The sequence below is a fragment of the Pseudoflavonifractor sp. AF19-9AC genome, assembly GCF_003478995.1.
In the GTDB taxonomy this organism is placed as follows: domain Bacteria; phylum Bacillota; class Clostridia; order Oscillospirales; family Oscillospiraceae; genus Lawsonibacter.
In genome coordinates this window covers 9728-21598 of the sequence record NZ_QUGI01000011.1, presented here as the reverse complement: position 1 = coordinate 21598, position 11871 = coordinate 9728, and the positions used below count along the sequence as shown (strand labels likewise).

Annotated in this window: 14 protein-coding genes; 12 read left to right on the top strand and 2 right to left on the bottom strand. The window is 62.3% G+C overall.

From position 1 onward, the window contains the following. Positions 1-287 precede the first annotated feature (287 nt). The 9 genes from DWX58_RS14635 (at position 288) to DWX58_RS15280 (ending at position 6411) form a co-directional block, all read left to right on the top strand. Positions 288-1907 carry a CD1108 family mobile element protein gene (locus tag DWX58_RS14635; protein WP_118645264.1) on the top strand — a complete coding sequence of 540 codons (1620 nt, stop codon included), beginning with the start codon at positions 288-290 and terminating at the stop codon, positions 1905-1907. A gap of 19 nt (positions 1908-1926) precedes the next feature. After that, positions 1927-2190 (top strand): DUF4315 family protein, encoded by a 264-nt coding sequence (locus DWX58_RS14630; protein ID WP_118645225.1) that lies wholly within the window; start codon positions 1927-1929, stop codon positions 2188-2190. Then, positions 2187-2972, top strand: a complete 786-nt coding sequence (locus tag DWX58_RS14625; protein ID WP_118645222.1) for a DUF4366 domain-containing protein — start codon at positions 2187-2189, stop codon at positions 2970-2972. The genes DWX58_RS14630 and DWX58_RS14625 overlap by 4 nt, the downstream gene beginning before the upstream one ends. A gap of 168 nt (positions 2973-3140) precedes the next feature. Continuing rightward, positions 3141-3518, top strand: a complete 378-nt coding sequence (locus tag DWX58_RS14620) for a cysteine-rich VLP protein (RefSeq protein WP_118645219.1) — start codon at positions 3141-3143, stop codon at positions 3516-3518. A 148-nt stretch (positions 3519-3666) separates the two neighbouring features. Next, a complete protein-coding gene (locus tag DWX58_RS14615) occupies positions 3667-4470 on the top strand; it encodes a hypothetical protein (RefSeq protein ID WP_243093552.1) in 804 nt (267 codons plus the stop codon). 11 nt (positions 4471-4481) lie between these two features. Then, the gene (locus DWX58_RS14610; protein WP_118645216.1) at positions 4482-5438 is read left to right on the top strand and encodes a hypothetical protein; all 957 of its coding nucleotides are present in this window, start codon (positions 4482-4484) and stop codon (positions 5436-5438) included. Beyond that, the gene (locus DWX58_RS14605) at positions 5435-5782 is read left to right on the top strand and encodes a plasmid mobilization relaxosome protein MobC (RefSeq protein ID WP_118645213.1); all 348 of its coding nucleotides are present in this window, start codon (positions 5435-5437) and stop codon (positions 5780-5782) included. The genes DWX58_RS14610 and DWX58_RS14605 overlap by 4 nt, the downstream gene beginning before the upstream one ends. 166 nt (positions 5783-5948) lie before the next feature. After that, entirely contained in the window at positions 5949-6236 is a 288-nt protein-coding gene (locus DWX58_RS14600) for a hypothetical protein (protein ID WP_118645210.1), read from the top strand. 19 nt (positions 6237-6255) lie between these two features. Continuing rightward, positions 6256-6411: a hypothetical protein gene (locus DWX58_RS15280; RefSeq protein WP_158579307.1), complete on the top strand. Its 156-nt coding sequence runs from the start codon at positions 6256-6258 to the stop codon at positions 6409-6411. Positions 6412-6490: 79 nt separating this feature from the next. Here DWX58_RS15280 and DWX58_RS14595 read toward each other — a convergent pair whose 3' ends face one another. Next, entirely contained in the window at positions 6491-6805 is a 315-nt protein-coding gene (locus DWX58_RS14595) for a helix-turn-helix transcriptional regulator (protein WP_118645207.1), read from the bottom strand. Positions 6806-6955: 150 nt separating this feature from the next. On the opposite strand from DWX58_RS14595, the gene DWX58_RS14590 reads away from it, so the two are divergent. The 3 genes from DWX58_RS14590 (at position 6956) to DWX58_RS14580 (ending at position 10005) form a co-directional block, all read left to right on the top strand. After that, positions 6956-7417: an SLOG family protein gene (locus DWX58_RS14590; RefSeq protein ID WP_118645258.1), complete on the top strand. Its 462-nt coding sequence runs from the start codon at positions 6956-6958 to the stop codon at positions 7415-7417. A gap of 42 nt (positions 7418-7459) precedes the next feature. Continuing rightward, entirely contained in the window at positions 7460-8905 is a 1446-nt protein-coding gene (locus DWX58_RS14585) for a relaxase/mobilization nuclease domain-containing protein (RefSeq protein WP_243093550.1), read from the top strand. A 389-nt stretch (positions 8906-9294) separates the two neighbouring features. Further along, positions 9295-10005 (top strand): LytTR family DNA-binding domain-containing protein, encoded by a 711-nt coding sequence (locus tag DWX58_RS14580; protein ID WP_118645204.1) that lies wholly within the window; start codon positions 9295-9297, stop codon positions 10003-10005. Between the two features lie 38 nt (positions 10006-10043). Here the strand turns inward: DWX58_RS14580 and DWX58_RS14575 are convergent, their stop codons facing one another. Further along, positions 10044-11696 carry an ATP-binding protein gene (locus DWX58_RS14575; RefSeq protein ID WP_118645201.1) on the bottom strand — a complete coding sequence of 551 codons (1653 nt, stop codon included), beginning with the start codon at positions 11694-11696 and terminating at the stop codon, positions 10044-10046. Positions 11697-11871: the final 175 nt, after the last annotated feature.

Below are 11871 nucleotides of genomic sequence, written 5' to 3'. Positions count from 1 at the left end.
CGGGCCGCCCCGACCCGCTGGAGGGCCGGGCAGACCTGTTTCCCCCTGACCGGGCGGCGGAGTCGGTGCCCCCGGCGGAGCATGGGGAGCCCCCGGACGATACACGGGAGGCCCCGGCCCCCCGTGGGCCGGAGCGTGCCTCTCTCCGGGAGGGCCCGGCGGCCCGCCTGCGCTTTGAGGACGAGGACGCCGCCCCCGGCTCCCAGCCGGGCAAGGCGGCTCCCAAGGGCCCCCGGCCTGCTGGCCGGGGGCCCGGCCCTTCCCAGGGTGCCGGGGGCGCTGACCCTATGGGACAAAGTGTCCCAAGGGACGGCGGCGGGAAATTCCGCACGGAGAGCAATTCTGAACAGGTCAACCGCGCAAAATTCCGCATGGAAAAACGGGAGGCCAAGCTGGACAAGGCCAGGGACAAGCTGGCAAAGCAGAAACCACCCAAACCCAAAGGGCCGGTGCGGAAGATCGCCGGGGCCGCCGGGTGGACGGCCCACGGCTTTGTCCACAGCAAGATTTATGAGAATGAGCATGAGAATGTAGGCATCGAGGGGGCCCACCGCTCCGAGCTGGCGGCGGAGGCCGGGGGCCGGAAACTGTACCGCTTTGCCAGACGCAAAATCCGGGAACACCCGGCCAAGGCCGTCCGGCGGGCGCAGTCCAGGTTCACCAAGGCCACGGCAAATTACCATCTCCACCGGGCCGCTCAGGAACAGCCCGAGCTGGCTATGAACGCCTGGAAACGCTTTCTATACAAGCGGAGGCTGAAACAGCAGTACTGCAAACGTGCAAAGGAGGCGGCCAAGTACGGCGCGGCGGCGGCCAGGAAAACGGCAGTCACCACGGAAAAGCTGGCCGCCCGGACGGTGGGCTTTATCAAACGCCATCCCGTGGGGGTGCTGCTGGCCCTGGCCTGCCTGCTCATCGTGTTCCTGTTCCAGTCCTGCACCTCGGCCCTGGCCCCCCTGGGCAGCGGCGCGGGCGGCGGCATCGGGGCCACCACCTATGCCGCCAAGGACGAGGACATTCTGGCGGCGGAGGCGGCCTACTGCGACATGGAGGCGGAGCTGCAAGCCTATCTGGACAACTACACCGCCACCCACAGCTATGACGAGTACCACTTCGACCTGGACGAGATCGGGCACGACCCCTATGTGCTCATCTCCATCCTGTCCGCGCTCCACGAGGGGGAATGGACATTGGCCGACGTGGAGGGTACGCTGGCCGACCTCTTTGACCGCCAGTACATTCTCACCGAGAAAGTGGTGGTGGAAACCCGCTACCGGACGGAAACATCCACCGACCCGGAAACCGGAGAAACGACCACGACACAGGTGCCCTATGATTACTATATCTGCTATGTGACCCTGGAGAACTTCAACCTGTCCCATCTGCCCATCTACATGATGGGCGAGGAGCAGATGGCGCGGTACGCCCTCTACATGGCGTCCCTGGGAAACCGGCCTGACCTGTTCCCTGGCTCCGGCTATGTGGACAAGTACACCCAGCCCGTGGACCGCTATGAAGTCCCCACCGAGTATTTGAGCGACGAGCAGTTTGCCGCCCTGCTCACCGAGGCGGAGAAATATGTGGGCTATCCCTATGTGTGGGGCGGCAGCTCTCCGGCCACGTCCTTTGATTGCTCCGGCTACCTGTCCTGGGTGCTCAACCAGTGCGGCTGGAATGTGGGCCGCCTGGGGGCCACCGGCCTTTACAACTACTGCACCCCCACCAGCAACCCCAAGCCCGGCGATCTGGTTTTCTTCGTGGGAACCTACGACACCACGGGCATCTCCCACTGTGGGCTCTACCTGGGCGACGGGATGATGCTCCACGCGGGCGATCCCATCGGCTACGCAAATTTGAACACGAGCTATTGGCAATCTCACCTATATGCCTATGGCCGTTTACCCTGATTAGAAATGGAGGTTTTACATGGCAACCAGCAAAAGCGCGAAAATCCAAGCCGAAATTGAAAAGGTCAAGGCCAAGATCAGCGAACAGCAGGCCCGGCTGAAGGAGCTGGAGCAGAAAAAGCTGGAGGCGGAAAATACCGAGATCGTGGACATTGTGCGGGGCCTGAGCATCACCCTGGACGAGCTGCCGGTGCTGCTCCAGGCCATCCGCTCCGGCGCTCCTATGGGACAAAGTGTCCCAAAGGACGCCCCCAAACCTGACGAGGAGGAAGTGTCTGAATGAAAAAATACCGTGTCCTGATGGCGGCGCTGTGCGCCGCCTTTTTGCTGTGCGGCATGACCGCCCCGGCCTATGCCTACTCGGACGAGCCCACCGGGGGCTATGAGGAAACCGACCCCGCCGCCACCGTCGAGGACACCACCGTGGAGGAGGCCCCCACGCCGGAGCCTACTCTGGAGCCAGGCGAGGGCTTTTCGGAAGAGGGCAATCTTGTGACCCGCGACCTGCTCTATGACAAGCACACCAACAAGCAGTTTATCACTGTCCAGACCAGCGGCGGCAGCACCTTCTACATCGTCATTGATTACGATAAGCCCGTGGACGAGGAGGGCGAACAGTATGAAACCTACTTTTTAGGGGTAGTGGACGAGGCCGACCTGCTGGCCGCGTTTGAGGCCGCTGGCGGGGAGCTGCCCGCCTGCTCCTGCACGGAGAAGTGTGCGGCGGGGGCCGTCAACACGGATTGCCCCGTCTGCGCCACCAACATGACCGAGTGCGCGGGGGTGGAGCCGGAGCCCGAACCGGAGCCGGAGCCTGCGGAAGATCCCGAACCGGAGGCCGAGGCCGGGGGCGGCTCCCTGGGGCTGCTGGCGATGGTGCTGGCCGCGGTGGTGATTTGCGGCGGTGCCGGGTGGTATTTCAAGATTTACCGTCCCAAGCAGGAGCGAGCAGCCCAGGCCGAGGAGGACTACGACGAGCCCGATCCCTATGAGGAGTCGGAGGACTATGACCCCTATGGGGAGGATGAATACGGCGACGAGGAGGAAACGGAGGAAAATAATTGAATTTTACCGATAATCGGCTGGAGCGGGAAATGAAACGCAGGCCCCGGCAGGATGCTCCGGTTCCGCCCCAGGCCCCCTGTGGCTCACGGTGCGCCGGGTGTCCCTACTGGCGCGGCATCCGCTGTATGACCTGTTTCCGCGCCCTGCTGCGGCGCGGGAGGTAATGCGGTGCCCCGTGAGCTGACCCGTGAGGAGAAAAAATCCATCCGGGCCCTGGTGACAAAATGGTGCGCCAACTATGACCGGGACTACGGATGTCTGCCATTGGAGTGTGAGTGCTATATGTTGACAAAATGCTGGACGGGCCCCATGTGCCGCTACTTCCGAGACGCCATGCTCCCCATTGACCCGGCCCTGGCGGTGCAGCTTGCCCAGGAGGGGCCGGTGGAGGAGCTGCGCATCTGCCCCCTGTGCGGGCGGGCCTTTCTTCCCAAGCGGCGGCAGCTCTACTGCTCCCCGGCGTGTCAGGCCGAGGCCAACCGCCGCAGGAGCCGGGAGCGGATGCGGAACCATCGCCGGAAACAGGGGTGCAAGCGTTACGATTAAAGCCCCGGAAACGCCCTGCTGACGGGGCTTTCCGGGGCCGCTCTGGAGGGGGCCGGTATGATTTTACGTCCGGCCCCCATTTTACACGATAAATCAAACATTTTGCGCCCGCGCTCCTTTGGGACATTTTGTCCCAGGGGGCGGGCGTGTGGAAGGAGGCTTACTTCTGGAGATCAATGCGGATTATGTGATTCGCCGCACGATCCTGTTTGACAACAAGTGCGGCTTTGCCCTGGGGGAAAATCCCAAGGCCCCATCTCCCTATGTGACGTGGCAGTTCAATGAGCAGGACGGCCACCGGGATTACTTTTGGGGCCATTACCACGACAAGCCGGATATGGCCGAGCGCGATCTGCACAACCGGGCCGAGGACTACCAGCGGCGCTACCATGTGTTTGAAGTAGAGCAGGCCCCCGACAAGGAGACCTACAAATACTATTCCACCCAGCGGCCCATAGACGTGGGGACATACCCCAAGAGCTATTTCAACCGCCCCATCCACATGGACATCTATCCGGGCCGCCAGCAGGTGCCGGGCGAGGCGTTCCAGGCATGGGGCGCAATTCTCTACGCCCAGCCCTTGACGGAACAGGAGATACGGGACTATGAGCTGCGCCCATCCCGTGACAATCTGGACATCCGGCGGCAGATGGACGCCCAAGCCCAGGTGGTGGGAAAATGGGAGGATGCCCACCGCACCCCTGCGACGGCACGATTGACACTGTATAACTTTGACCTTGGCCGCTATGTCCCCGTCAATTCTGTTACGCCAAAGGAGATAGCTGAATGTGTGCGGGAGATTGAACGCATGGAGGCGGCCAAGGCCCGCAAGGAGGCTAGGGGCAAGCCTGCCCCTATCTCCCAGCAGATAAGGGATGCCCAGGCCCAGGCCGAGGCTGACCGGGGCCCGGCGGCTCCCAAGAAGGACGCCCCTGACCGGGGCGGGCGTTAGGGGGTGGCCGGATGCCGAAGTATTATCCCATCAGTGAAGAGGCAGCGCGGCGGGCAAACGACCTCAACAGCTACCGTGACTACAAGCCCGGTTCCGCCACCGCCAGTTATCAGGCTCAGGTAGATGCCGCCTACCAACTGGCGGAGGAACAGAAACAGAAAGTCGATCCCATGTACCATGAGAAGATTGACTATCTGGCCGACCTCTATGCCCGCAAGCTGGCGGAAAATCTCAATCAGGCCCATGCCATCGACGCCCGTGTGCCCTCGATCCTGGTTGCCGGGGGCTCCAACTTCCCCGTGCAGAAAAAGCACAAGCAGAACGCGGCGCGGGACAAGAATATGGGTGAGTATCAGCATATCCAGGGCCTGCTGGACAAAATTCGCTCCACCGGCACGGCGGGCATCTCCGCCGATGACCGGCAGGCGGTGGAAAAGCTGGAGGCCAAGCTGGAGGGGCTGAAGGCCGACCAGGAGCACATGAAGGCAGTCAACGCCTACTATCGCAAACACAAGACCCTGGAGGGCTGCCCCGGCCTGACCGACGAGGGGATCGCCAAGCTCCGGGCCTCTATGGAGCGGGATTGGCGGAAAGACCCAGTGCCCTATCCCTCTTTCCATCTCTCCAACAACAACGCCAACATCCGCCGAGTGCAGCAGCGCATTGACGATTTGAAAAACCGGGGCGACTTCGTGGGCTGGGAGTTCCCCGGCGGCAGGGCGGAGATCAACGAGGGGGAAAACCGACTGCAGCTGTTCTTTGACGAAAAGCCCACCGAGGAGCAGCGCCAGGAGATGAAACACAACGGATTCAAGTGGGCCCCCAGCCAGGGGGCGTGGCAGCGGCAGCTCAACCGAAACGCCATCTTCGCGGCAGGCAGAATAGACTTCCTGCGCACGGAGGACGGCCAGAGCCCCGTCCGGCTCCAGCCCTTTGCCCGGCGGGAACGGGAGGAGCCGTCCCGGTGAGCCGGAAACGCCGCCGCCCCATCCACCTGCACGTCATGGTGTCCGAGGAGGAGCTGGCACAGCTCCAGGAGCGCATGGCCGAGGCCGGGGTGCGGAACATGGGGGCTTTCGTGCGGAAGATGGCCCTCAATGGGTATGTGCTCCACGTTGACCTGGGGCCGGTGCGGGAGCTGGTATCGCTCCAGCGCCGGTGCTCCAACAATCTCAATCAGGTGGCGATCCAGGCCAACACCTACGGGGGCATCTACCCCCAGGACATCGCCCTGCTGCAAAAGGACTATGCAGACCTGTGGGGCCCTCTGTCCGAGCTGCTGAAAAAGCTGACCCAGGTGGTGGAAATGTAAAGGCCGGGGAGCGGTGCGCCGCTCCCCGGCTTGCCCGAGTTCGGGACAAAATGTCCCAGGCCGGGGCAAGCCGGAGGCATCCTTTACACCCTATTTTTGCAGAGTTATAATATACATATAGAGGGAAAACAACAGAAAATACAGAACTTTTGAGGAGGTTTTCACCATGCGTTTTCTGCTGCGGATCGTCGTGTTCCCCTTTGCCATCGCCTGCATTGTCCTTGCCGCCGTGGTCAGGCTGGCGGCTGGAATGTCCGGGGCACTCCTGGAGGCCCTGGGCGGGCTCTGCCTGCTCTGCGCCCTGTTCGCGTGGTTCATCCAGGGCGATAACTCTGCCGCCCTGCTCATGCTGGGCATCGCCGTGTTCTTTGTGGTGCTGGGCCTGCTGGCCGATGCCGTTGCCGGGGGCCTGACCTCTCTTGCGGACGTCCTGTGCGGCGTAGTGTTTGGGTGAGCCTATGAAGGAGTCCTGCGTGAACTGCAAGCATAAAAATGGATGCCTGCGCCGGGACGCAGCCATCTTCTTCCTGTTCATCGCCACGGGCCGGGACGATATGGTGCCGGAGGCCCGGGAAAGCATGAACATACGCCCGTCCTGCGACCAGTGGGCCCCGCAGGAGCAACCGTAAATATCGCTGACCTTTGGGACAAAGTGTCCCATACCTGACCGGCGGCCTTTGGGCCGTCGGTTTTTCTTTGCCGTGCGGCCTACTTCTCGCGTATCATCTCTTTCACCACGGCGGCAATATGCTCCAGTGAGGCGGCGTCTAACTTCTTCAAGTCCTCCACCAGCTCCGCGAGCTGGGCGGGGTAGGCGTCCCCCTCGTCAAAGAACTGCTGCGGCGTGATGCCAAAATATTCGCAGATGTAGAACAGACCTTGCAGCGAGGGCAGGGTCTTTTTGTTTTCAATCTGATTGATGTAGCTGTTGTTTTGGCCCAGTGACAGGGACATATCACGGGCGGAAACATTCTTCTGCATCCGCAGTTGTGCGATACGGTTTTGGGTAAATTCCTCGTACACGGAAACGTCCTCCCTTCTCGCACTATTCTATCCTGTGCCTATGTTCAAAATGCGATGTGTAATCCTGTGTAATTCTTGACATACGATATTTAATCCTTTATTTTTAATAAAGGAAAAGGATTTCATCTCTCGGGAAGGATGGGATATTTTATGGTACGCAAAACCTGTTGCGTCACGGGCCACCGGGACATTCCGGCGGACAAGCTGGGCTATGTGGAGCAGGAGCTCCGCCGGGAGCTGGCAGAGGCGGTGGCCGACGGCTATACCCGTTTCATCTCCGGCTTTGCGGAGGGGGCCGACCTGATGTTCGCCGCCCTGGTAGTTGAGGAAAAGGAGCGGCACCCGGAGCTGTTTCTGGAGGCGGCGCTGCCCTATGCGGGGAGGGTAAAAACCAAGGACAAGCGGTTCCATGAACTGCTCCGGCTCTGCGATGGGGTAAAGGTGGAGAGCCAGACCTACGCGCCATCCTGTTACATGGCGCGCAACCGCTACATGGTAAGCCAGTCCCAGCGGGTAATCGCTGTCTACGACGGGCGGGAAAAGGGCGGCACCCTGTTCACCATGCGCTATGCGTACACGCTGGGGCGGGACGTCCGGGTGATTTCTATTTAGACCGGCCTATGGGACACTTTGTCCCATACCGCCTACTGCCGTTTGAAAGGAGGTGCTGCCACGGCTACCACGCGCCTGATTGTCCACCACATCAGCAAGGGGGAAACCATCGCCCAATCCCTCAAAGACCGTTTGGACTACGGGAAAAATCCTGACAAGACCCAGGGCGGGGAATTGATTTCCTCTTACCAGTGCGACCACATGACAGCCGACGCCGAGTTCCTGCTGTCCAAGGCCAAGTACAAGGCCGTCACGGGCCGGGAGCAGAAACGGGACGCGGATGTGCTCTGCTATCAGATTCGCCAGTCCTTCAAGCCGGGGGAGATTACCCCCGAGGAGGCAAACCGGGTGGGCTATGAAACGGCCATGCGCTGGACGAAGGGCAACCACGCCTTTTTCGTCGCCACCCACACAGACCGCCAGCACATCCACAACCACATCTATTACAATTCCACTTCCCTGGATTGCACCCGGAAATATAGAGATTTCTTCCGCTCCGGGCGGGCGCTCCGGCGGCTCTCTGACCGGGTGTGCATCGAGCATGAGCTGTCTGTCATTCAAAATCCCAAGCTGCCCAGCCAGGGCCCCTTCCGTCACTACGGGCAATGGCTGGGGGACGCAAAGCGGCCCCCGCAAAAGGAGCAGCTCCGGGCCATCATCGACGAGGTGCTGACCCAGCCCCCTGCCGATCTCCCGGCCTTCCTCGCCGCGCTGGAGGCGGCTGGCGTCCAGGTGCTCCACGGGCGGGGCGGCGTCCTCTCATTCCAGCTCCCAGGCTTTGAACGGCCCGCCCGCTGGCGGAGCTCCACCCTGGGGGAAGGCTACGGCCCCGAGGCTGTCCAGGCCGTCCTGGATGGCAGAGCTCCGGCTCGGGCCGGGGGCGGCGGCGACGCCCGGCCCAAGGCGCGGCGGTTCAACCTTGTTATTGACATCCAGCAGCGCATGGCCCAGGGCAAGGGCCCTGGCTATGAGCGGTGGGCCAAGGTCTACAACATCAAGCAGATGGCCGCCGCCCTGCAATTTCTCCAGGAGAACGGCCTGACCGATTATGACGAGCTTGCCGCCAAGACGGACACATCGGTGGATCGCGCCCACACTCTGGCTGGGGAGCTGCGGGCGGTGGAGCGGGAGCTGGGCCGCACGTCGGAGCTCATGGGGGCCGTGGTGCAGTACGCCAAGACCCGGCCCGTTTTCGATGGCTACAAGGCGGCCCGGTACAGTAAAAAGTATCTGGCCCAGCACGAGGCGGAGCTGGCTGACTACCGGGCGGCCAAGGCCACCATGAATGAACTGCTGGACGGCGAAAAGCTCCCCAAGATGGACGCCCTCAAGAAAAAGCGCCGGGAGCTGGCCGAACAGAAAAAAGCCCTCACCGCACAATACCGCACCGCACAAAAGGAGATGCGGGAGATCGTCACGGTGAAGGGCAACATTGACCATCTTCTGGGGCTTACCGGCGGACGCGCCGATAAGGAACAGGCCCGTTAGGGCCTGTTCCGCAGACTATCCCTTGGGACACTTTGTCCCATAGGGCCGGGTTTGGGGAGGTTCCCCAACAAGCACTTTCGCGGGGCCCCCGGCGGCGCGAAAGTGGCAAGTGTGTCCACACTTGCCCAGCTTGCCGTTTCGCGCTCCCCTGAAAATGGGTGCAATTCCGGGGGCTGCGCACTCCGGCGGAGGCGGGGCGCTGTCCCGCTGGATTTCCCCTGCGGGGGAACAGGCGGAAGGGCTAACGCTCGATTTCTGTTTGCGGCGGTTCCACAGGGCTCTGTCCATTTCCACAGAGATTGGATCACTTTGCCATGACAATTCAAGGGTGATTTGCAACCCCGCCTGAAACCTGCTACAATAGAACAGACTTTAAAGGAGGGATTTCCATGTCCACATACCGGGTGGCGCTCTGCGAGGACGAGGCCGTGGAGTGCCGTCAAATTACCGCCATGTGCCGGGATATTTTTGCCGCCCAGGGTGTGGAGACGGAGATCGTGCCCTTTTCCTCAGCGGACGCGCTGCGGCAGACGGCAGAGGAAAAACGGGCTGCCTTTGACCTCTATCTCCTGGACATCCAAATGGAGGGCACCACCGGCTTAGAACTGGCTCAGTGGCTCTACGACCAGGGCGTCCGGGATCGGGTCATCTTCATCACCGGCAACCCGGAATACGCTCTGGCCGGGTATGAAGCCCACCCCCTTCACTACCTGCTCAAGCCGGTGAGCCGGGAACGGCTGGAGGCCGCCTTGGGGCGGGCGCTGGAGAAACATGGGGCCCAGGCCGTCCTGTTCCAGCGGGGCGGGCAAGCTGTCCCCCTCCTGGTAGAGGAAATCCGCTATCTGGAGAGCCTGAATCACGGTGTCGTGGTCCACCTGGGAGACGGTGAGCAGGCGTTTTCTGTCCCGCTGACAGAGGCGGAACGGCTGTTGCCCGCCGGGATCTTCCGCCGCTGTCACAGGAGCTATCTGGTCAATTTGACTTGGGTAGAGCGGGCCACCCACGCCGGGGTGCTGCTGAAGGATGGCGAGCGGCTCCCCATGAGCCGAACCTTCTATACTGAGTTCCAAAACGCAATCGTACACCGACTGAATGGCTGAGGATGAAACAGAGGAGGCGCTGTGCGTCTCCTCTGTTTTCATCTATTCTCCGGGAATTGCGGAGCGGTTTGGACGGTAAACCACTCGTCCGTCCAGCTTACGCTCAGGACACTGTCGTACTTCTCCACCACAGCCCGCATCTGGGCCATGCCGAAACCGTGGGAGGCTGAGTCCGCTTTCGTGGTTTTCACGGCCCCGCTTTCGTCTGTCTCCACATGGCCGTCAAAGGTATTTTCGCACAGGATGGGAACAAACTCCCCATCCACCCGCATCCGGAAACGGATGATTTTCTCCCGCCCCTCCGGGGTGCGCTCCGCCCCCTCCAGGGCGTTGTCCAGCAGGTTGATAAGCAGGGCGCACAAATCCTCGTCCGGAATGGGGAGCGACTTCGGGAGCATCACCACCACTTCAAAGACAATCCCCGCCGCCTTTGCCCGGCCTGCAGCGTCTTGAAGGATGGCGTTGACGGCAATGTGCTCGGTAAACCGAGCCAGCTCCTGGTTGGTGTCCTGTTTCCAGGCGGCCATATACCGCTCCACCCCCGCCCAGTCCCGGGCCTGGACGGCGGCGTCCAAGGCGGCCACCTGAGCGGAAAAGCCGTGGCGGAGCCGGGCGCTTTCCCGCAGCTTATCTTCCATAGAGCGGTAGTTGTCCATAATCAGCTGATTTTTCAGGGCCAGGGTCTGAGCCGCGCCCTGGGCGCGGACGATGGATCGGGCCAAATCCCAGGCGGAGAGGGCGGCGCACACCAGCACCAGCCACCAGATCAGCCAGTACAGAGTGCCGCTCCACACCCCCGCCTGGAGCTGGGCGGCCAGATACGTCAGATATTGGGCCGCATACCCGCCCCGCAGATGGGAAACCAGCGCCGCCAGAACCAGCGCCCCGGCGCTCCAGGCGGCGGCCAGCCCCAGGGCCTTCCAGAAGGCCCGCTCCCGGTGGAGGAGCAGATAGGCGGCCAGGGCCAGGGCGGTGAGTCCCTCCAGCCACGGGCTGGAGATCGGCCCCTGGAGGGCCTGGGGCAGGAAATAGGCCCCGTACCCCACCGCCAGCCGGTGGACGGTCAGCAGGGCCGCCGCCAGGGTGGGCAGGAGCAGGGGCCAGTTCCGCTTTCCGTGGGCCAGCCCCAGTAAAAACAGCCCCCACAGCAGCACCGCAGCCAGGGCGGAGGCCCCGGCGGACAGGCCGTAGTAGTTGGCGTAGGCGATGGTGCCCGCCTGATCCGTGGGGTCGGTGGAGAGCCGGAGCAGGGGCGGCACGATGGCCGTGTCCGACAGGGGCCGCAGGTCTATGGTCAGAGCCTCCCCGCCCCCGGCGGGCAGGGCGATTTGAGCCTGGCTCTGGTTGGCCGTCTCCGGCGGCTGACTGACGGCGGAGTACCACAGCTCCGCCCCGTCCAGAAAGACGGCGGCGTCCAACCCGGTGGTCTCGAAGATCAGGAGCGTTCCGTTCGCCCGACCCTCCGGCAGGGTCAGGGCGTAGCGGTACCACTCCCCCTCCTCCAGCTCCGGCGGGAGAACGGCGGGGTCAAAGGGCGTCTCCGCCCCGCTGGCAGTCACCACCGCCCCCGTCTCCCAGGTGGGGTAGAGAAAGGCGCTCTCCGCCTGGGTAAATCGTTGGAGGAAGGCCAGCGCTCCGGCGCACACCGCCAGGAAAGTGAGGGCGTATAGCACTTTTGTCAGCCGTTTCATGGATGGCACCTCCCTTTTTGTTTGCTCCAACTGTATCAGAAAACAGGGACTGACGCAAGGCCAAGACCCCTTGATCTTCCTAACTCGACAGGTTTTCTTCCTAACTGACTATACCCCGGGTGGAAAGAACTCTGGTAAAATAAAATAGACGACAAGTGATTTGGCAAGGGGGTAC

Coding starts and splice junctions, on each gene's coding strand:
- DWX58_RS14600 (WP_118645210.1), top strand. CDS start 5,949: ATGCGTTTTCTGCTGCGGATCGTCGTGTTCCCCTTTGCCATCGCCTGC.
- DWX58_RS14575 (WP_118645201.1), bottom strand. CDS start 11,696: ATGAAACGGCTGACAAAAGTGCTATACGCCCTCACTTTCCTGGCGGTG.
- DWX58_RS14625 (WP_118645222.1), top strand. CDS start 2,187: ATGAAAAAATACCGTGTCCTGATGGCGGCGCTGTGCGCCGCCTTTTTG.
- DWX58_RS14580 (WP_118645204.1), top strand. CDS start 9,295: ATGTCCACATACCGGGTGGCGCTCTGCGAGGACGAGGCCGTGGAGTGC.
- DWX58_RS14630 (WP_118645225.1), top strand. CDS start 1,927: ATGGCAACCAGCAAAAGCGCGAAAATCCAAGCCGAAATTGAAAAGGTC.
- DWX58_RS14635 (WP_118645264.1), top strand. CDS start 288: ATGGGACAAAGTGTCCCAAGGGACGGCGGCGGGAAATTCCGCACGGAG.
- DWX58_RS14610 (WP_118645216.1), top strand. CDS start 4,482: ATGCCGAAGTATTATCCCATCAGTGAAGAGGCAGCGCGGCGGGCAAAC.
- DWX58_RS14590 (WP_118645258.1), top strand. CDS start 6,956: ATGGTACGCAAAACCTGTTGCGTCACGGGCCACCGGGACATTCCGGCG.